The organism is Streptomyces sp. NPDC001858, from assembly GCF_053594615.1.
On record NZ_JBSFEV010000011.1, the window covers coordinates 188,241 to 207,401 of the forward strand.

General features: G+C 71.7%; 21 protein-coding genes. 9 read left to right on the forward strand and 12 right to left on the reverse strand.

What is annotated here, in order from left to right; genetic code table 11:
• Positions 1–71: 71 nt before the first annotated feature.
• The 3 genes from ACWCPF_RS18805 (at position 72) to ACWCPF_RS18815 (ending at position 2,353) form a co-directional block, all read left to right on the forward strand.
• Positions 72–1,109: a LacI family DNA-binding transcriptional regulator gene (locus ACWCPF_RS18805; protein ID WP_451046146.1), complete on the forward strand. Its 1,038-nt coding sequence runs from the start codon at positions 72–74 to the stop codon at positions 1,107–1,109.
• Positions 1,110–1,116: 7 nt separating this feature from the next.
• Positions 1,117–1,854: a hypothetical protein gene (locus tag ACWCPF_RS18810; protein WP_451046147.1), complete on the forward strand. Its 738-nt coding sequence runs from the start codon at positions 1,117–1,119 to the stop codon at positions 1,852–1,854.
• Between the two features lie 109 nt (positions 1,855–1,963).
• Positions 1,964–2,353 (forward strand): VOC family protein, encoded by a 390-nt coding sequence (locus tag ACWCPF_RS18815; protein WP_451046148.1) that lies wholly within the window; start codon positions 1,964–1,966, stop codon positions 2,351–2,353.
• Here ACWCPF_RS18815 and ACWCPF_RS18820 read toward each other — a convergent pair.
• On the reverse strand, positions 2,322–3,641 hold the full coding sequence (locus ACWCPF_RS18820) for a DUF6986 family protein (protein ID WP_451046149.1): 1,320 nt from the start codon (positions 3,639–3,641) through the stop codon (positions 2,322–2,324). The two genes, ACWCPF_RS18815 and ACWCPF_RS18820, sit on opposite strands and share 32 nt — an antisense overlap.
• Before the next feature lie 181 nt (positions 3,642–3,822).
• On the opposite strand from ACWCPF_RS18820, the gene ACWCPF_RS18825 reads away from it, so the two are divergent.
• Positions 3,823–4,743: an endonuclease/exonuclease/phosphatase family protein gene (locus ACWCPF_RS18825; protein ID WP_451046150.1), complete on the forward strand. Its 921-nt coding sequence runs from the start codon at positions 3,823–3,825 to the stop codon at positions 4,741–4,743.
• Positions 4,744–4,806: 63 nt separating this feature from the next.
• Here ACWCPF_RS18825 and ACWCPF_RS18830 read toward each other — a convergent pair whose 3' ends face one another.
• From ACWCPF_RS18830 to ACWCPF_RS18845, 4 genes are all read right to left on the reverse strand, one after another.
• Positions 4,807–5,769 (reverse strand): electron transfer flavoprotein subunit alpha/FixB family protein, encoded by a 963-nt coding sequence (locus ACWCPF_RS18830; protein WP_451046151.1) that lies wholly within the window; start codon positions 5,767–5,769, stop codon positions 4,807–4,809.
• Positions 5,770–5,819: 50 nt separating this feature from the next.
• On the reverse strand, positions 5,820–6,608 hold the full coding sequence (locus tag ACWCPF_RS18835) for an electron transfer flavoprotein subunit beta/FixA family protein (protein WP_351920537.1): 789 nt from the start codon (positions 6,606–6,608) through the stop codon (positions 5,820–5,822).
• Between the two features lie 219 nt (positions 6,609–6,827).
• A complete protein-coding gene (locus tag ACWCPF_RS18840) occupies positions 6,828–7,361 on the reverse strand; it encodes a flavin reductase family protein (RefSeq protein ID WP_451046152.1) in 534 nt (177 codons plus the stop codon).
• Between the two features lie 208 nt (positions 7,362–7,569).
• Entirely contained in the window at positions 7,570–7,983 is a 414-nt protein-coding gene (locus ACWCPF_RS18845; RefSeq protein WP_451046153.1) for a thioredoxin family protein, read from the reverse strand.
• Positions 7,984–8,058: 75 nt separating this feature from the next.
• On the opposite strand from ACWCPF_RS18845, the gene ACWCPF_RS18850 reads away from it, so the two are divergent.
• Together ACWCPF_RS18850 and ACWCPF_RS18855 are read left to right on the forward strand one after the other, a co-directional pair.
• The gene (locus ACWCPF_RS18850) at positions 8,059–8,475 is read left to right on the forward strand and encodes a DUF4395 domain-containing protein (RefSeq protein WP_451046154.1); all 417 of its coding nucleotides are present in this window, start codon (positions 8,059–8,061) and stop codon (positions 8,473–8,475) included.
• Positions 8,476–8,662: 187 nt separating this feature from the next.
• Complete coding sequence (locus tag ACWCPF_RS18855) at positions 8,663–9,391, forward strand: lysophospholipid acyltransferase family protein (RefSeq protein ID WP_451046155.1); 729 nt, start codon at positions 8,663–8,665, stop codon at positions 9,389–9,391.
• A 79-nt stretch (positions 9,392–9,470) separates the two neighbouring features.
• On the opposite strand, the gene ACWCPF_RS18860 is transcribed toward ACWCPF_RS18855, so the two are convergent.
• From ACWCPF_RS18860 to ACWCPF_RS18875, 4 genes are all read right to left on the reverse strand, one after another.
• Positions 9,471–10,043, reverse strand: a complete 573-nt coding sequence (locus ACWCPF_RS18860; RefSeq protein WP_451046156.1) for a transglutaminase-like domain-containing protein — start codon at positions 10,041–10,043, stop codon at positions 9,471–9,473.
• A gap of 93 nt (positions 10,044–10,136) precedes the next feature.
• The gene (locus ACWCPF_RS18865) at positions 10,137–11,207 is read right to left on the reverse strand and encodes a threonine aldolase family protein (RefSeq protein WP_451046157.1); all 1,071 of its coding nucleotides are present in this window, start codon (positions 11,205–11,207) and stop codon (positions 10,137–10,139) included.
• Entirely contained in the window at positions 11,204–11,950 is a 747-nt protein-coding gene (locus ACWCPF_RS18870) for an SDR family NAD(P)-dependent oxidoreductase (protein WP_451046236.1), read from the reverse strand. The genes ACWCPF_RS18865 and ACWCPF_RS18870 overlap by 4 nt, the downstream gene beginning before the upstream one ends.
• A gap of 56 nt (positions 11,951–12,006) precedes the next feature.
• Positions 12,007–13,404, reverse strand: coding sequence for a DUF6421 family protein (locus ACWCPF_RS18875; RefSeq protein WP_451046158.1), 1,398 nt, complete (start codon positions 13,402–13,404; stop codon positions 12,007–12,009).
• 276 nt (positions 13,405–13,680) lie between these two features.
• Here ACWCPF_RS18875 and ACWCPF_RS18880 point away from each other — a divergent pair, with 276 nt between their 5' ends.
• The gene (locus tag ACWCPF_RS18880; protein WP_451046159.1) at positions 13,681–14,364 is read left to right on the forward strand and encodes a glycerophosphodiester phosphodiesterase; all 684 of its coding nucleotides are present in this window, start codon (positions 13,681–13,683) and stop codon (positions 14,362–14,364) included.
• Between the two features lie 13 nt (positions 14,365–14,377).
• Here the strand turns inward: ACWCPF_RS18880 and ACWCPF_RS18885 are convergent, their stop codons facing one another.
• Entirely contained in the window at positions 14,378–14,935 is a 558-nt protein-coding gene (locus tag ACWCPF_RS18885; RefSeq protein ID WP_451046160.1) for a GNAT family N-acetyltransferase, read from the reverse strand.
• 106 nt (positions 14,936–15,041) lie between these two features.
• Here ACWCPF_RS18885 and ACWCPF_RS18890 point away from each other — a divergent pair, with 106 nt between their 5' ends.
• On the forward strand, positions 15,042–15,434 hold the full coding sequence (locus ACWCPF_RS18890; protein ID WP_451046161.1) for a VOC family protein: 393 nt from the start codon (positions 15,042–15,044) through the stop codon (positions 15,432–15,434).
• Between the two features lie 268 nt (positions 15,435–15,702).
• The gene (locus ACWCPF_RS18895; protein ID WP_451046162.1) at positions 15,703–16,467 is read left to right on the forward strand and encodes a VOC family protein; all 765 of its coding nucleotides are present in this window, start codon (positions 15,703–15,705) and stop codon (positions 16,465–16,467) included.
• A 12-nt stretch (positions 16,468–16,479) separates the two neighbouring features.
• Here the strand turns inward: ACWCPF_RS18895 and ACWCPF_RS18900 are convergent, their stop codons facing one another.
• Positions 16,480–17,031, reverse strand: coding sequence for a MarR family winged helix-turn-helix transcriptional regulator (locus tag ACWCPF_RS18900; RefSeq protein WP_451046237.1), 552 nt, complete (start codon positions 17,029–17,031; stop codon positions 16,480–16,482).
• A 335-nt stretch (positions 17,032–17,366) separates the two neighbouring features.
• Positions 17,367–19,061 (reverse strand): FUSC family protein, encoded by a 1,695-nt coding sequence (locus tag ACWCPF_RS18905; RefSeq protein ID WP_451046163.1) that lies wholly within the window; start codon positions 19,059–19,061, stop codon positions 17,367–17,369.
• Positions 19,062–19,161: the final 100 nt, after the last annotated feature.

Consider the following 19,161-nt stretch of genomic DNA (forward strand, 5'->3'; position numbering starts at 1 on the left):
CCCCGTGCGCAACCTTTCGTGGACGGCGTGCCTGACGGTGTCCCGGGGACGACAGGACAGGACACCGCATCGTGCCCGAGACGCAGCGCCGACCCGAGAGCCGTTACGGCAACCGTCCCACCATGAAGGACGTCGCCGCTCGGGCCGGGGTCGGCCTCAAGACGGTGTCGCGGGTGGTGAACGGCGAGCCGGGCGTCACGCCGCAGACGGAACGCCGGGTGCAGGAGGCCATCGACGCGCTGGGCTTCCGCCGCAACGACAGCGCCCGGGTGCTGCGCAAGGGCCGCACGGCCAGCATCGGCCTGGTCCTGGAGGACCTCGCCGACCCGTTCTACGGGCCGCTCAGCCGCGCGGTGGAGGAGGTCGCCCGCGCCCACGGCGCGCTGCTGATCAACGGCTCCAGCGCCGAGGAACCGGACCGTGAGCAGGAACTGGCGCTGGCGTTGTGCGCGCGGCGGGTGGACGGGCTCGTGGTGATCCCGGCCGGCGACGACCACCGCTACCTGGAGCCCGAGATCAAGGCGGGCGTGGCCACGGTCTTCGTGGACCGCCCGGCCGGCCGGATCGAGGCCGACTGCGTGGTGTCGGACAACTTCGGCGGCGCCCGCGAGGGCGTGGCCCATCTCGTCGCGCACGGGCACCGCCGGATCGGTTTCATCGGCGACATGCCGCGCATCCACACCGCCGCGGAGCGGCTGCGCGGCTACCGGGCGGCGATGGACGACGCCGGCATACCCGTGGCGGACGCCTGGATGTCCCTGGGGGCCACCGATCCCCTGCGGGTGCGCCGGGCCGCCGAGGAGATGCTGTCGGGGCCCGATCCGGTCACGGCGGTCTTCACGGGCAACAACCGGGTGACGGTCACCGTGATCCGGGTGCTCGCCGAGCAGACCCGCCGGGTCGCCCTGGTGGCCTTCGACGACCTGGAGCTCGCCGACCTGCTCCAGCCGGCGGTGACCGTGGTCGCCCAGGACGCCGCCACCCTCGGCCGGACGGCCGCCGAGCGTCTGTTCCGGCAGCTGGACGGCTCGCTGATCGTTCCCGAGCACATCGAACTGCCGACCCGGCTCATCGCCCGCGGCTCGGGCGAGCTGCCCCCGGCGGACTGAGGCGCCCATGGACGCCCGTGACGAGCACCGCACGCTGGAGGCGCTGGGCCTGGCCGACGCGCCGCGCGACCGTCCGCTGAGCTATCCCGGCGCCTGGCCGGCCGGTTCCGGGCTGCTCGACGGGGACGAGCTGCTGCCGCTGGACCGGCTGACGCACCCCGGCCGGACCCCGGTGGTGGCCGTCGGCTCCAACGCCAGCCCCGCCCAACTGCGGTACAAGATGGCCGAGTTCGGGATCACCTCACCCGTCCCGATGGTGAAGGCCCGGGTGACGGGCATCGAGGTGGGCGTGTCCGCGCACATCAGCCGGCTCGGCTATGTGTCCGCCTCCCCCGTCCACGCGCCCGGCGTCACCAGGGAGTTGTTCGTCATCTGGCTGGACGCGGAGCAGCTCGACGTGGTGGACGCGACCGAGCCGCATTACGACCGGGTGCTGCTGCCGGCGCCGGACTACCGGGTCGGGCTGGAGAACGGCGAGGCGCTCCTCGACGCGTTCGCGTACGTGAATCGCCATGGTGTGCTGCACAACGGCTCCGGGGTCCCGCGCAGCCATCCCGGCCAGCGCGCCCTGATCACCGAACTCCTCGCCGCGTCACCGGCGTTGCGGCGGCTGTTCGGGGCGACGCCGGAGGAGTTCTGCGCTCGGGCCCGGGCCGACGCGGGGCGGTGCGAGCGGGGCACGCGACTGTTCGCGGAGGAGAAGCGGGTGACCGCGTCCGGCCTCGAGCATCTGCGCATCGACTGAGCCTGAACACCGCTGTCCGTTAGGGTGTTCGAACGGCATCGCGTGTCGGTCACCGTCCGGGTGAGGCATGGAGGCGCCCGTGAGTTTGCCTTACGGAGGCATTCCACACATGTCAGTCGAGCTCAATCACACGATCGTCCACTCCCGTGACAACCGGGAGTCCGCCGAGTTCCTCGGCCACATCCTGGGACTCGAAGTCGGGGCCGAATGGGGCCCGTTCGTTCCGGTCGACACCGGCAACAAGGTCACCCTGGACTTCGTCACCGTCCCGCCCGAGTCCATCACCGTGCAGCACTACGCGTTCCTCGTCTCCGACGACGAGTTCGATGCCGCCTTCGAGCGGATCGGGCGGGCGGGGATCACGTACTTCGCGGATCCGCACGGCAGGCAGCCCGGTGAGATCAACCGTCACCACGGCGGCCGGGGCGTGTACTTCATGGATCCGTCCGGGCACGGGATGGAGATCATCACGCGCCCGTACGAGTTCCCCGAGCAGTAGTCAGATCGCCTCGCCGAGGGGCCGCGAAGCCCTCCAGGGCCGTCCGGGAGAGTCCGGTCGCGTCGGTCACCTCGGCGAGGTCGAGGGCGCCGCAGTCCAGGCCGCGCAGCAGGTAGCCGCCGAGGGCCTTGGCGGTCGCGGGCTCGTCCATCACGTCGCCGCCGGCCCGCTCGGCGTACCGGGAGAGGCGTTGGGCGGCCTGGGCGAAGCCCTCGCGGTAGAAGGCGAAGACGGCGGCGTAGCGGGTGGGAATGTGGCCCGGGTGCATGTCCCAGCCCTGGTAGTAGGCGCGGGCGAGGGCGCGGCGGGTGAGGCCGTAGTGCAGTCGCCAGGCGTCGTGGACCCGCTCGGTCGGACCGACCGGCAGGACGTTCGTGGAGCCGTCCGAGACGCGGACGCCGGTGCCGGCGGCCGCGACCTGCATGACCGCCTTGGCGTGGTCGGCGGCGGGGTGGTCACTGGCCTGGTGGGCGGCGGAGACGCCGAGGCAGGCGCTGTAGTCGAAGGTGCCGTAGTGCAGCCCGGTGGCCCGGCCCCGGGCCGCCTGGATCAGGCGGGCGACGGTCGCGGTGCCGTCCGTGGCGAGGATGGCCTGGCTGGTCTCGATCTGGATCTCGAAGCCGAGCCGCCCGGCGTCCAGTCCGCGCGCCTTCTCGAAGGCCTCCAGGAGCGCGACCATGGCCGTGACCTGCTCCGGGTAGGTCACCTTCGGGAGGGTGAGGACCAGGCCGTCGGGCAGGCCGCCGTGCTCCATCAGCCCGCTGAGGAAGATGTCGAGGGTGCGGATGCCCCGGTCGCGGACCGCGGCCTCCATGCACTTCATCCGGATGCCCATGTAGGGGGCCGCGGCGCCGTCGGCGTACGCCGCGGCGATCAGCCGGGCGGCCCGGGCGGCCGTCTCGTCCTCCTCCGCGTCCGGGCGGGGGCCGTAGCCGTCCTCGAAGTCGACGCGCAGGTCTTCGATGGGCTCGCGCTCGAGTTTGGCCCGCACGCGCGCGTAGACGGGTTCGGCGAGGTGGTCGGCCAGGCCGAGGCAGGCGGCGAAGGAGGCCGCGTCGGGGGCGTGCTCGTCGAGGGCGGCGAGGGCCTTGTCGCCCCAGGAGCGGACGGTGTCGGCGGCGAAGGCGTCGGCGGGGACGTAGACGGTGTGGACGGGTTGGCGGGTGCCGGGGTCTCCGGGGTAGCGGCGGTCGAGTTCGGCGTCGACGGGGGCGAGGGAGGCGCTGATCTCCTCGGTGACGGCGCCCGGGAGGCTCGTCGTGACCGTCTCCTGCTGGCCCTGACCCATTCCGCACCCTCCAGTTTTCCGCTGCACGGAATCAGTAATCCGTAGAGTGAAGTTATCCATGCGGCTTCCGGCGGGTCAACACCCTGTCCGCGGCGTGATCACTGCGCTCACCGCCACACCGATTCCCCCTTCCGTTACAACCGTTCTCCCCTGCATCCTTTTCCACAAGGGGAGGGGATTCATGACAGGCACCACGGGGCCGACCCGGCGGGCCGGGCTCAAGAGCATGGTGGCCGCGCTGGCCGCCGTACCGCTGCTCGGCACGGCAGGGGCTTCGGCCCCGCAGCAGGAGAGCCGGGTGCGCGCGACGCTCGCGCCCGCGTCCGATGCGCCGCTGGAGGTCATGACCTTCAACCTGCGTTACCCGGGCGCCAGGGACGCCAACACCTGGCCGGTCCGCCGTCCGGTGATGCGCGCACTGCTGCGCCGGGCGGCTCCGCACCTCATCGGCACCCAGGAGGGGCTGGCGGCCCAGTTACGCGACATCGAGGCCGACCTCGGGCCGCACTACGACTGGATCGCCAAGGGCCGCAGCGTGGAGGACCCGGAGGCGGTGGGCGTCTTCTACGACACCCGCCGGCTCGCCCCGGTCGAGCACGGGCACTTCTGGCTCTCCGACACGCCCGAGGTACTCGGCTCCAACACCTGGGGCGGGAACTACCCGCGCATGGTCACCTGGGTCCGGTTCCGCGATCTGCGGGCGCGGCGGGAGTTCTGCATCCTCAACACCCATCTCGACAACGGCAGCCAGAACGCGCGCGTGCGCTCCGCCAAGCTGATCGCCGCCCGGCTCGCCCGCTTCGACCGCTCCCTGCCGCTGCTGCTGACCGGCGACTTCAACGCGATCGCGCATGCCAGTCCGGTCTACGACCGGCTGTTGGCCGCGGGCCTGGTGGACACCTGGGACACGGCACACGCGCGTGGCGGGGTGTACGGGACGTACCACGGGTACCGGGCGCTCATACCGGGCGGGGACCGCATCGACTGGATCCTGGCGACGCCGGGCGTCACGGTCCACCGGGAGTGGACGGACGCCCTCACCCTGAGCGGCCAGTATCCGAGCGATCATCTGCCGGTCCAGGCGTCCGTGACCCTGGGATGAGCGAAGGCCCCCGTGACCGGCAGGGTCACGGGGGCCTTCGCTCAGTCGTGCGACGGTCGGCGATCAGCCCTTGCGGGTGTTGATCTCCTCGGTGAGCTGCGGGACGACGTCGAAGAGGTCGCCGACGACGCCGTAGTCGACGAGGTCGAAGATCGGGGCCTCGGCGTCCTTGTTGACGGCCACGATGGTCTTCGAGGTCTGCATGCCGGCGCGGTGCTGGATGGCGCCGGAGATGCCGTTGGCGATGTAGAGCTGCGGGGAGACCGACTTGCCGGTCTGGCCGACCTGGTTGGTGTGCGGGTACCAGCCGGCGTCGACGGCGGCGCGCGAGGCGCCGACGGCCGCGCCGAGGGAGTCGGCGAGGGCCTCGATGAGGGCGAAGTTCTCCGCGCCGTTGACGCCGCGGCCGCCGGAGACGACGATCGCGGCCTCGGTCAGCTCGGGACGGCCGGTCGCCTCGCGCGGGGTGCGGCCGACGACCTTGGTGCCGGTGGCCTGGGCCGAGAAGGTGACGGCCAGGGCCTCGACGGCGCCCGCGGCCGGGGCGGCCTCGACGGCGGCGCTGTTGGGCTTGACGGTGATGACCGGGGTGCCCTTGGAGACGCGGGACTTGGTGGTGAAGGACGCGGCGAACACCGACTGGGTGGCCACCGGGCCTTCGTCGCCGGCCTCGAGGTCGACGGCGTCGGTGATGATGCCGGAGCCGACGCGCAGCGCGAGGCGGGCGGCGATCTCCTTGCCCTCCGCGGAGGACGGGACCAGGACGGCGGCCGGGGAGACGGCGGCGACGGCGGCCTGCAGCGCGTCCACCTTCGGTACGACGAGGTAGTCGGCGTACTCGGACGCGTCGTGGGTCAGGACCTTGACGGCGCCGTGCTCGGCGAGCGCGGCGGCGGTGTTCTCGGCGCCCGTGCCGAGGGCGACGGCGACCGGCTCGCCGATGCGGCGGGCCAGCGTCAGCAGCTCCAGGGTGGGCTTGCGGACGGCGCCGTCCACGTGGTCGACGTAGACGAGGACTTCAGCCATGGGATTGCTCTCCTGCGAAACGAAGTTGAGGGGCGGTCTGCGAGGGGCCTTTAGATGAACTTCTGGCCCGCGAGGAACTCAGCGAGCTGCTTGCCGCCCTCGCCCTCGTCCTTGACGATCGTGCCCGCGGTGCGGGCCGGACGCTCGGTCGCGGTGTCGACCGCGGTCCACGCGCCCTCGAGACCGACCTCGTCGGCCTCCAGGTCCAGGTCGGAGAGGTCCCAGGCCTGAACCGGCTTCTTCTTGGCCGCCATGATGCCCTTGAAGGACGGGTAACGCGCCTCGCCCGACTGGTCGGTGACCGACACGACGGCCGGCAGGGAGGCCTCCAGCTGCTCGCTCGCGGCGTCGCCGTCGCGGCGGCCCTTGACGGTGCCGTCCTCGACCGAGACCTCGGAGAGCAGGGTGACCTGCGGGACGCCCAGGCGCTCGGCGAGCAGGGCCGGGACGATGCCGGCGGTGCCGTCGGTGGAGGCCATGCCGGAGATGACCAGGTCGTAGCCGGCCTTCTCGATGGCCTTGGCGAGCACCAGGGAGGTGCCGATGGCGTCGGTGCCGTGCAGGTCGTCGTCCTCGACGTGGATCGCCTTGTCGGCGCCCATGGACAGGGCCTTGCGGAGCGCGTCCTTGGCGTCCTCGGGGCCGACCGTCAGGACGGTGATCTCCACGTCGTCGTCGGAGTTCTCGGAGATCTGCAGCGCCTGCTCGACCGCGTACTCGTCGAGCTCGGAGAGCAGACCGTCCACGTCGTCCCGGTCGACGGTCAGGTCATCGGCGAAGTGCCGGTCGCCGGTGGCGTCGGGCACAAACTTCACAGTGACAACGATCCTCAAGCTCACGCCGGCTCTCCTACTGCATCGTCAGTTCTTCGGCTGCCTTCTTCCAGGCAGCATAGGTGCCACAGGCGGCCGTTCCCGGTTGGGGCGGCCCGCGCTCCGACCTGAATATTACTCGTCAGTACACCCAGTTCGTTCCCGCTGAGCAAGCGCTTTGAACTGTGACCTTTGCAACGCAGCGTAATCGGAACTCGACGGCTTTGCAGGAGGGCGGGCCAGTGATCAATCCCGCAGAGCGGTGAACCGCCCCTGGTGGTACAACAACGGACGGCGCGCGCCCGCCGGATCACCGGTCGGGTCACCCGTCGGATCGCCCTGAACGACCTCGGCCAGCACGATGCGATGGTTCCCCGCGGGCACGCGCGCGACGACCCGGCACACCAGCCACGCGAGCACGTCGTCCAGGACGGGAACGCCCGCCGGGCCCTCGCGCCAGCCGGTCGGCGCGCCGAAGCGGTCGGCGCCGGTCCTGGCGAAGGTGGCGGCGAGCGCCTGTTGATGCTCGCCGAGTATGTGGACGCCGACATGCTCGGCCCGGGACACGGCCGGCCAGCTGGAGGCGCCCGTGCCGATCCCGAAGGAGAGCATGGGGGGTTCGGCGGAGACGGAGCTGAGCGAGGTGGCGGTGAAGCCCACCGGGCCGCTCGCACCGGAGGCGGTGATCACCGCGACTCCCGCCGCGTGCCGCCGGAAGACCGAGCGCAGGAGATCGGGCGACGCGAGCTGTGCGGCGCCGAGGTCGGGCGTGGCCGTCATGGGACTGTCCTTCTGCCGGAGGTGGCGTGCCGGGCCGTGGATGCTCAACGGGCCGGACAGCACGCGCTCGCGGTACGGACCAGGTCGACGTGGGCCCGTCCGTGGAGCAGGAGTTCCTCAGGCATACGGTCAGGCTGACGATAGGTGGCGGGCGCAGTCAAGTACGTCCCGGCATCTGGGAGATGCCTCACCGCCCCCGGCGGGCGGCTCACACCGCCTCCCCCAGGGCCGCGATGACGTCGGCCTTGCGGGGCTGACCGGTGGCGCGCCGCACGACGCGGCCGTCGGCGTCGAGGACCAGCACGGTCGGCGTCTTGAGGATGTCGAGTTCGCGGACGAGGTCCAGGTGCGCCTCGGCGTCGATCTCGATGTGGGTGACTCCGGGGACCACGCCGGCCACCTCGCCGAGGACCCGGCGGGTCGCCCGGCAGGGCGCGCAGAACGCGCTGGAGAACTGTACGAGCGTGGCCCGTTCGCCGAGTTCGCCGCCGAGCCGCTCCGCGCCGAGTCGTGTGCCCTCGTCCCGCCCGCGCACCCGCACCCTCCCGCTCCGCCGCCGCTGCAGCACTCCGTAGGCGCTCGCCGCAGCGAGCACCGCCAGGCACACCGCCAGTCCCGTCATCAGATCCTCCAGCGTTCACATGACTGCAAAGATTCCCGGGCCCAGGAATCGTTTCCGCTGCGGAATGCTTGATTCATGGACATCGATGTGAGGGGCCCGCGGTTCGGGGCCGCCGTGACGACCGTAGTGCTCGCGGTCGTGCTGATCACGGGCAGCGCCTGGCTGCTGGCCTGGCAGACGCTGGCCTTCGCGCTCGGCGCGGCGGGCGGGATGGGGCGTTCGCCGTACGGCTGGGTGTTCCGCAGGGCCGTCCGGCCGCGGATCGGACCGCCGACGGAGTTCGAGTCGCCTCGGCCGCCGCGGTTCGCGCAGTCGGTGGGACTGCTGTTCGCGGGGATCGGTCTGGCCGGTCTCACGCTCGGGCCCGAGTGGCTGGGTCTCGCGGCGACCGGGGCCGCGCTCGCGGCCGCCTTCCTCAATGCCGCTTTCGGGTACTGCCTCGGGTGCGAGATGTACCTGCTCGTACGCCGGGTTTCGGTGCGCACGGAGTAAAGGCGGCTTAAAAGCCTGAGGTGGATCAAGGGGGGTGAAGTGACGAGGATCTCGCGGTTCCCGGGCGCCAGGACTGGCTCCCCGGCCGTTCTTGGGGCACGATCTGCGAGATGCCGTAAACCTACGGCTGCGTAACTTTGCCGTCGGAGGCTTCCCCGGCAAAGAGAAGGAAGGGTCCGCCCCGCCCATGGCAGAGATTGTCTACCGCCCCGCCGTCGGCCTCGCCCAGGTGCTGTTCAAGGCCTGGGACCTCAAGATCGACTGCAAGGGGTCGGAGAACATCCCGCGCTCTGGCGGAGCCGTGCTGGTGAGCAATCACATCAGCTACCTCGACTTCATCTTCGACGGTCTGGCCGCGCTCCCGCAGAAACGTCTCGTTCGCTTCATGGCGAAGGACGCGGTCTTCCGCCACAAGGTCTCCGGCCCCTTGATGCGCAACATGCGGCACATCCCGGTGGACCGCAAGCAGGGCGACGCCGCGTACGCGCACGCTCTCGAGTCGCTGCGCTCCGGCGAGATCGTCGGGGTCTTCCCCGAGGCCACGATCTCGCAGTCGTTCTGCCTCAAGAGCTTCAAGTCGGGCGCGGCCCGGATGGCGCAGGAGGCCGGCGTCCCGCTGATCCCGATGGCCGTGTGGGGCACCCAGCGGCTGTGGACCAAGGGGCACCCGCGCAACTTCAAGCGCAGCCACACCCCGATCACCATCCGCGTCGGCGAGGCCGTCGAGGCCTCGCGCGACAAGTACGCGGGCGCGATCACCCGGCAGTTGCGCGAGCGCGTCCAGGAGCTGCTGGAGGCCGCTCAGCGCGCCTACCCGGTCCGCCCCAAGGACGCGAGCGACACCTGGTGGATGCCGGCCCACCTGGGCGGCACGGCGCCCACCCCGGAGCAGGTGCGCGAGGCCGAGGCGCGCTGACACCGGCCCTTTCCTCCGGCCCCACGGCCTTTTCCGCCGACCCCACGGCAGCTTCCGCCGGCCCCACGCCCGTCAGGGCTCACAGTGCGGTGGGGAGCGTCCGCCAGAGGTGGGGCCGGTCCGCAGCCGCTCTGAGCGCGCCGAGGACGGCCGGGTGCGCGGTCGCGTACAGGCCGCGATAGTCCAGCTCGCCGGCCGCGTGGTCGGGCAGGAAGGCGAGCCGTTCGCCGTCCAGGGAGAACCGCGCGTCCACTCCGGGCTTGTTGCCGCGGGGGTCCTGGCGGTGCCAGGCGCCGCGGAAGCGGACGGCGACGAGTCCGTGCACCACGTCGAGCTTCTGGTAGCACAGCGCCGTCGGGATGTCCTCGGCCCGCAGCAGCGCGGTCAGCGCGTGGGCCTTGGCGTAGCAGATGCCGGTGCCCTGCTCCAGCACGTCGGAGGCGCGCCAGGTGACGCGCGGGTCGCCGGAGTCCTGCGAGTGGGGAATGGCGTCGCGGACGAATTCGAACGCCAGGCGTGCATAGACATACGAGTCCGTGGCCTCCTTGGCAAGACGCGCGGCCGTCTGCCTCACCACCGGGTGATGGTGGTCGATGACCTCGTCAGCGGCCAGATAGGCGGACAGGTCAGGGTTCTCCTGGATCAGCTCCATGGGCTCAGAGCATAGAAAGCGATCACCCGGGCGTCAATTAATTTCCAGCTGATCGCATATCTATGCACACATCCAGGCGGTGCCCACTCCCGCTCAGCGGGCCATCTCCTCCTTGACCGCCGCCACGAACGCGTCCACGTCCTCCTCGGTCGTGTCGAACGCGCACATCCAGCGCACGACGCCCGCGGACTCGTCCCAGAAGTAGAACCGGAACCGCTTCTGCAGCCGCTCGCTCACGTCGTGCGGAAGCTTCGCGAAGACGCCGTTGGCCTGCACGGGATACAGGATCTCCACGCCGTGCACGGCCCGCACGCCCTCGGCCAGCCGCTGGGCCATCTCGTTGGCGTGGCGGGCGTTGCGCAGCCACAGGTCCTTGGCGAGCAGGGCCTCCAACTGCACCGACACGAAGCGCATCTTGGAGGCGAGCTGCATGGACAGCTTGCGCAGGTGCTTCATATGGCTGACGGCGTCCTGGTCGATCACGACGACCGCCTCGCCGAACAGCGCGCCGTTCTTCGTGCCGCCCAGGGAGAGGATGTCGACGCCGACCGCGTTGGTGAACGTCCGCATCGGGACGTCCAGCGAGGCGGCCGCGTTGGCTATCCGGGAGCCGTCCAGGTGGACCTTCATGCCACGCGCGTGTGCGTGCTCACAGATCGCCCGGATCTCGTCGGGCGTGTAGAGGGTGCCGAGCTCCGTGCTCTGGGTGATCGAGACGACCTGCGGCATCGCGCGGTGCTCGTCCTCCCAGCCCCAGGCCTGCCGGTCGATCAGCTCGGGGGTGAGCTTGCCGTCGGGCGTCGCGACGGTGAGCAGCTTCAGACCGCCCATGCGCTCGGGCGCGCCGCCCTCGTCCACGTTGATGTGGGCGCTCTCGGCGCAGATCACCGCTCCCCAGCGGTCGGTGACGGCCTGGAGCGCGACGACGTTGGCGCCGGTGCCGTTGAAGACCGGGAAGGCCTCCGCGGTGGACCCGAAGTGGCTGCGGACGATCCGCTGGAGGTTCTCGGTGTAGTCGTCCTCGCCGTAGGCGACCTGGTGGCCGCCGTTGGCGAGGGCCAGGGCGGCCAGCACCTCCGGGTGGGCGCCGGCGTAGTTGTCGCTGGCGAAACCGCGGACCTCGGGGTCGTGATGACGACGCGCGTCGGTCTTCGGTGGGTTCACGGCTGCTCGGTGAGCCACAGACGCTGTCCGTTCACTTCGAGGGCGGGCTTCTCCCAGACTCCGGCGATGGCGTCGGCCAGGTCCTCGACGTCCGTGAAGCCCGCGAACTTCGCGTTGGGGCGCTCGGCGCGCATCGTGTCGTGCACCAGCGCCTTCACGACGAGGATCGCGGCCGCCGCGTTGGGGCCCTCGGCGCCCCCGGCCTTGCGGAAGTAGTCGCCCAGGGCCAGCGTCCACGCCTCGGCCGCGGCCTTGGCGGCGGCGTAGGCGGCGTTGCCCGCGGTGGGGTTGCCGGCGGCCGCGGCGCTGATCAGGACGTACCGGCCGCGCGCGCTGGCCTGGAGTGCCTCGCCGAAGGCGAGGGAGGTGTGCTGCACGGTCTTGACCAGCAGCAGCTCCAGGAAGTCCCAGTCGTCGAGGCTGGTCTTGATGAAGGTCTCGCTGCCGCGCCAGCCCCCGACGAGATGGACCAGGCCGTCGACCCGGCCGAAGTCCTTCTCGATGCGGGTGGCCCACTCGCGGGTGGAGTTCAGGTCGAGCAGATCGACGGTGTCGCCGGTGACGGTGGCGCCGCCGGCCTCGTAGCGCGCGTGGTCGACGGCCTCCGCGAGCCGCTCCGGGTCGTTGTCCGAGCCGACGACGGTCGCGCCCTCCTGGGCGAGCCGGAGCAGTGCCGCCCGGCCGGCGGGTCCGCCCGCGCCGGCCACCGCGATCACCGCTCCGCTGAGAGCCCCGTTCCCCATGGTCTTCGCCTCCTGAGCAGTGTTCTGCAGAGCAGTGTCCTCGATGCGCAGGTCGCTCACGCGGCGATCCGCTCGGCGCCGTCCGCCGTGATGCCCTTGGTGGAGGCGATCACATTCTTCAGCTTCTTGGACAGTGCCTCATAGAACATGCTCAGCGGAAACTCGTCCGGAAGCACGTCATCCACGAGCTTGCGGGGCGGCTGGGTCAGGTCCAGGGCGTCGGGACCCTTGGCCCACTTGGAGCCGGGGTGCGGGGCGAGGTAGGCGGAGACCAGCTCGTAGCCCGCGAACCAGTGCACCAGCTTCGGCCGGTCGATGCCGTCGCGGTACAGCTGCTCGATGTCGGCGCAGAGCTGGTTGGTGACCTGCGGGGCGCGCCGCCAGTCGATGTGCAGCTTGTTGTCGGTCCAGCGGACGACATCGTGCCGGTGCAGGTAGGCGAAGAGCAGCTGGCCGCCGAGGCCGTCGTAGTTGCGCACGCGGTCGCCGGTGACCGGGAAGCGGAACATGCGGTCGAAGAGGACCGCGTACTGCACGTCACGGGCCTGCGGGACGCCGTCGGACTCCAGTTTCACGGCCTCCTTGAAGGCGGTGAGGTCACAGCGCAGCTCCTCCAGGCCGTACATCCAGAACGGCTGGCGCTGCTTGATCATGAAGGGGTCGAAGGGCAGGTCGCCATGGCTGTGGGTGCGGTCGTGGACCATGTCCCACAGGACGAAGGCCTCCTCGCAGCGCTTCTGGTCGTGGACCATGGCGGCGATGTCCTCGGGGAGCTCCAGGCCCAGGACGTCGATGGCGGCGTCGGTGACGCGGCGGAAGCGGGCGGCCTCGCGGTCGCAGAAGATGCCGCCCCAGGAGAAACGTTCCGGCGCTTGGCGGACCGCGATGGTCTCCGGGAACAGGACGGCCGAGTTGGTGTCGTAGCCGGCCGTGAAGTCCTCGAAGGTGATGCCGCAGAACAGCGGGTTGTCGTAGCGGGTGCGCTCCAGCTCGGCCAGCCAGTCCGGCCAGACCATGCGCAGCACGACCGCTTCGAGGTTGCGGTCCGGGTTGCCGTTCTGCGTGTACATCGCGAAGACGACCAGGTGCTGAAGGCCGTCGCGGCGGTTCGCGGCCGGCTGGAAGGCCAGCAGGGAGTCGAGGAAGTCCGGCACGGCGAACCCGCCGTCGGCCCAGACCCGCAGATCCCTCGCCAGGGCCCGGTGGTAGTCGGCATCGTGCGGGAGCAGCGGCGACAGCTCCTCGACGGCCTCGATCACCTGCCGGACGGCCTGCTCGGCGTCCGTGCGCTCCGGCGCGCCCTCGGCCGTGAAGTCGATCGACCCGTCCTTCGCCTGCCAGGGCCGGATCCGCTCCACGGCATCCTTGAGCACGCGCCACGCCGGGTGCTCCACCACCCTGGTCGCCGGAGGCACACGCTCCCCCGTAGCCGCCTGCACAAGAATTTCCGTCATGTCCCATCCTCCACTGGAGAACCTCGCGTCAGGACACCGTATGCATATGAGGTTTCCTCCAGCAAGTGGATCTCCGGGAAATTATCCTGTGCCCCGGCAATTTCACCGCACTTTTTCCTGCCGGACATCGGGGGAGCGGCTGCTTCCGCTGGGGCGGTGTGGGTAGGGAGAGCCTGGGGCGCACCCGCACGCTCTGGCCGGCCGACGGTGACGAGGCTGCCGGTGACCAGACTGCGCGGTCCGCCGGCACAGCCGTCGACGGAAGCGGGTCGCGTCTTGAACTTCCTCACCATCGGTCATCGCGGGGTCATGGGTGTCGAGCCCGAGAACACCCTGCGCTCCTTCGTCGCCGCCGAGCAGGCCGGCCTCGACGTCATCGAACTCGATCTGCATCTGAGCCGGGACGGCGCGCTCGTGGTCATGCACGACCCCGACGTGGACCGGACGACCAACGGGACCGGGCCCGTCGCCGACCACACGCTCGCGGAGCTGCGCGCCCTCGACGCCGGCCGCGGGGAGCGTGTCCCGGTTTTCGAGGAGGTGCTGGACGCCGTGCGGGCGCCGCTCCAGGCCGAGATCAAGGACGTTCAGGCGGCCCGGGCGCTCGCCGAGGTGCTGCGGGCGCGGGACCTGGTGGAACGGGTGGAGGTGTCCTCGTTCCACGACGAGGCCGTCGCGGAGATCGCACGACTGGTCCCCGGAGTGCGCACCGCGCTCATCGCCAGCCGCTACGACCTCGACATCGTGGAGCGGGCCGCGGCCGTCGGCGCCGCGACCGTCTGCCTCAACCTGCGGCGGCTCAGCCTGGAGATCGTCGAGGAGGCGCGGAAGCGGGACCTGCGGATCATCGGCTGGGTGGTCAACACACAGGACCAGCTGCGGCTCGTGCGCGCCCTGGAGCTGGACGGCGCGACCACCGACTACCCGGAGATCAGACGCACGGGCCGCTTCACGGCGTAGCAGTCGGCTGCCGTCAGGCGAGTTCCTTGACCAGCAGCTCGAACTGGAGGTCGTCGCGCTGGGGGATGCCGAAGCGTTCGTCGCCGTACGGGAAGGGGGTCATGCGTCCCGTGCGGCGGTAGCCGCGCCGCTCGTACCAGGCGATGAGGTCGTCGCGCACGGAGATCACGGTCATGTGCATCTCGGTGACGCCCCAGTTCACGCGGGCCTGTCGCTCGGCCTGCGCCATGACCGTCTTGCCGAGCCCGGCGCCCTGCACCGTGGGGCTGACCGCGAACATGCCGAAGTAGGCGTGGTCGCCGCGGTGTTCGAGCTGGCAGCAGGCGACGATCCGGCCGTCCCGCTCGACGGTGAGCAGCCGGCTGTCGGGGTTCTTGATGACCGCGAGCACCCCGTCGGGGTCGGTCCGCTGCCCTTCGAGTATGTCGGCCTCCGTCGTCCACCCGGCGCGGCTGGAGTCTCCGCGATAGGCGGACTCGACGAGTGCGACGAGCGCGTCCACGTCGGCGTCGGTGGCGTCGCGGAAGGTGAACTCCGCGAACTTGGCGGATTCGGTGGCGGCGGTGTCCATGCGGGCGGTCTCCGGTCTCTGAACGGTCTCTGAGCGGTCTCTGAGCGGCCTGTGGCGCGGCGGGAGCTCCGACGAGCCTAATCCTGCCCCAGTAGGCTTCCGCTGCATGGTGCACGTACTCAGCAGCAGAACCCTGCTCCGCCCCACCGACCCCGAGCGTTCCCGCGCCTTCTACGGGGAGCAGCTGGGGTTGGCCGTCTACCGCGAGTTCGGCACGGGGCCGCACCGCGGGGTCGTCTACTTCCTCGGCGGTGGCTTCCTGGAGCTCTCGGGGCGTGCCGACACGCCGCCGGATCCCGCCGTTCGGCTGTGGCTGCAGGTGGCGGACGCGACCGCGGCGCACGAAGAGCTGCTGGCGAAGGGGGTCGAGATCGTCCGGCCGCCGGTGCGGGAGCCCTGGGGGCTGGTCGAGCTGTGGATCGCCGATCCGGACGGAACGCCGATCGTGCTGGTCGAGGTACCGGCGGACCATCCGATGCGGTTCCGGCCGAGCATCTGAGCCTCCGGCCGGCGGCCGGGCCACTCGGTCGGGCAGTCGGGGAGTCGGGCGGTCGGGGATCCAGGGTCGTCGGTGCTGAGGTGGGGTGGGGCGGGGTGGGCTCGTTGCTCGTCGGGCTTCGGGCGGCAGCCCGCTGCGGGCTTGGCGGGCTTGGCGGGCTTCGGGCGGCAGCCCGCTGTGCCGGGGCGAGAGGCGCGTCGGTCACCGGATGCCGTTGGTCGGGGTGCGGCATAGCGTGCTGGGAGGGGCCTCTTTCGGAAGGAACGCCATGAAGCTCGACGCGCCCGTGCCCGGCGGGCCCTGCTGGGCCGAGCTGGGGAGCAGTGACCTGGAGGCGGCGAAGCGGTTCTACGCGGAGCTGTTCGGCTGGCGCACGGAGACCGATCCACGGCAGGAGGCGGGCGGCTACACGGTCGCGCACCTCGGCGAGGCGGCCGTCGCCGCGCTCAGTCCCCTGTACCAGGAGTCGCAGCCGTGCGCCTGGAGCGTGTCGTTCGCGGTGACCGACGCGGACGTCAGCGCGCGGCTGGTCACGGAGGCCGGCGGCAAGGTGCTGGTCGGTGCGATGGACGTCTTCGACGTGGGCCGTTTCGTGGTCGCCGTCGATCCGGGCGGCGCCGCGTTCCAGTTGTGGCAGGCGCGGTCCTTCCCGGGCGCCGGTCTCTTCAACGCGCCCGGCTCGCTGGGCTGGGTCGAGCTGCTGACCCGCGAGCCCGACCGTGCGGAGACCTTCTACACGACGGTGTTCGGCTGGACCGTCCGCTCCTCGGAGAACTACGTGCAGTGGGGCGTCGGCGGCGCGGACTTCGGCGGCATGATCACGATGGACGAGAAGTTCCCGCCCGAGGTGCCGTCGCACTGGCTGCCGTACTTCGCGGTGGCCGACGTGGACGCCGCCACGCGGACGGCGGTCGGGGCGGGCGGCACCGCGCTGATGGAGCCGACGTCGGTGCCGGACGGTCCCCGGATCGCCGTGCTGCGAGACCCGCAGAGCGCGGTGTTCGGCGTGTACCGGGCGGGCGACGAGCACTGAGGCCGGCGGCGCTCAGGCCCGCAGGCCCCGCATGTGTCCCTCCAGTCGGCTGAGCAACTCGCCCAGCAGGTCGGCCAGTTCGTCCTGCCGTCCGTCGTCCAGGGCGGACAGGACGGCGCTCTCGTAGGTGAGTTGCTCGGGCAGGATGCCGTCGACGAGGTCGCGCCCGGCGTCCGTGAGGCGAAGGTGTGCGACGCGGCGGTCGCGGGTGTCGCCGCGGCGCTCCACCAGGCCGCGCTCGCTGAGCTGCTTGAGCCGCTTGGTGACGGCGGCCCCGGAGGAGAACGTCTCGCGGGCCAGTTCGCCGGGGGTCAGCTCATGGCCGGTACGGCGCAACGCGCCCAGCAGGTCGAACTCGGGGCGGCTCAGTCCGGCTCGCCGCAGGGGCGCGTCCTCGGCCTGTTGGAGCAGGGCGGCGCAGCGGTTGACCCGGCCGATGATCTCCATGGGGCCGGTGTCCAGCTCGGGCCGGACGGCCTGCCACTGCCGTACGACGGCGGCGACGGTGTCGTTCCTGGTGCCGTTCCCGGCCGAGTCGGCGTTCCCGGCCGAGTCGACGCTCATGGCCGAGCCGGCACCGCCGGTGGCCGATCCGCCGGCGGTAGCCGATCCGCCGGCCGTGGCGGATCCGCCGGCCGTAGCCGATCCGCCGGCCGTAGCGGATCCGCCGGTCGCGGCCGATCCGCCGGCCGTAGCGGATCCGCCGGTCGCGGCCGATCCGGCAGTCGCGGCCGATCCGGCGGTCGCGGCCGATCCGTCATTCGTCGGCGGGTCGCCGTTCGCGGACTCGTCGCCGATGGGCTGGAGGTGTTCGGCTGTGGGTCGTTCCCGTGACGCGTCCCCCGTCGCCGGTCCCTCCCCCGCCCCGTTCCCGGCCGCCGCCCGTCCCTGCGTCGCCGTCATCGCCGTACGTCCTCCGCTCTCACGTTCACGTCCCGGTCCAGGAGCAGCCCCTGGCGCCGTACCGTCGCCGCGAGCGTACGGTGTCCGGACTGTTCGGCCGTCACGACCCGCTCCTCGGGCAGCGCCCGCTGCCACCACTCGCCCGATGCCGCGTCGGCGGCGGCGCGCAGCTCGACCAGCGCGGCAGCGAGGCTCCGGCGGGCCGAGTCCAGTGGGCCGGGGGCGGCACACGGCTCCGCGAGCAGGCGGGCGGTACGTTCGCCGGACCGTTCGACGGCCGTCAGGGCGGCTCCGAGACGGTCGCCGGCCCGGCGGTTGGTGACGGCGACCGCGGCGACGAAGCCGACGACCGCGCCGACGAGGGTGTCCACGAGCCGCTCGGTGACGAGCCGGCCCGGATCCTGGACCTGCGCGAACTCGGTGATGAGCAGGGCCATCGGGGTCACGCAGACGCTGCCGAGCCAGTAGTTGCGGCTGATCAGCGCCTCGGCGCCGAAGTTGAGGGCGAGGCAGACCAGGACGAGGGCCGCCTGCGTGAGATGGGCGAGCGGGACGAGCGCGGCGAAGGCGAGGACGCCGATGAAGTTGCCGACGACCCGCTGGACCCCACGGCTCCAGGTGAGGGTGACGTTCGCCTGGTAGAGGGAGGCGGCGGTGACCAGGGCCCAGTAGGGGCGTCCGACCCCGAGGGCGAGGGAGACGTAACCGGCGAGGGCGCAGCCCAGGGCGGTGCGTACGGCGATCGGCGCGAGAGGGCCGAGGCGACGCCACAACGGCGGGCCTGCGGCGGCGAGTTCGGCGTCGAGGCCGAGGAGTTCGTCGTCGTCGACGAGGTCGTCCGGGTGCGGGACCGGGCCGGCGCCGCGCAGCTCGCGCGCCCAGTCGCGCAGTCGGGTCGGGTCGGTGTCGGCGGGCGCGGCGAGGGCGATCTCGGCTCGGACGAGCAGACGTTCCAGGGCGCGACGCGGTTCCCCGGCGCGGGCCGACAGCAGGGTCTGCCAGGCGGCGTGCACGGCGGCGGCCCCGGCGGCGCGGGTCCGGGCGTGGCCGTCGTCGGCGCCATCCGTGGCGGCGTGGGCGGCGGCCGCGTGGGCGGCCGCCGCGTGGGCGGCCGCCGCGTTCAGGGCGTGGGCGGTGGCGCGGCGCTCGGGGCCGTGCGGGCGGGCGAGCCCGGGCGCCATGCCGATCAGCCAGGCCCAGGCGCCCGCGGCGAGGGCCAGGCCCAGATGGCCGGGGACCTGTCCGAGGCTCTGCGGGACGAACAGCGACGCGGAGCTGATGAAGGTCAGGACGACATGGGCGGGCGGGCCGAGGCGGGTCGCGTCGCAGAGGACCTTCTGCGCGGCCGCGAGCAGGGCGCCGACGGCGACCAGCACGACGGCGCTGGTGGTGAGCGAGGCCGCGAGCAGGGCGACGGCCAGTCCGCCGGTCATGCCCAGCACCACCCAGGCCAGCACGCGGGCCCGGGCCGGGTAGGGGCGGTTGTGGGCGTAGAGCGCGCAGAGCGAGCCCGCCATCGTGTACATGGCCAGATCCAGCCGTCCGAGCGCCAGCAGGATCAGGTTGGGCGGAGCGACCGCCGCGACCACGCTCAGGGCGGGCTTGAACCAGATGTCGGAGGGCCGGGCGAGGCGCAGGGCGGCGGCGAGCGGGAGATTGCTGCGCGGACTCGGACTCGGGCTCAGACTCATGCCCATCAATTTAGCATGTGTTTTACTAGTAAAATTACTGCGCAGAGTGCCGTGCTCCGCCCAATGCTCCCCATGTACCCCCCTGCGCCCGCGTGCGCGC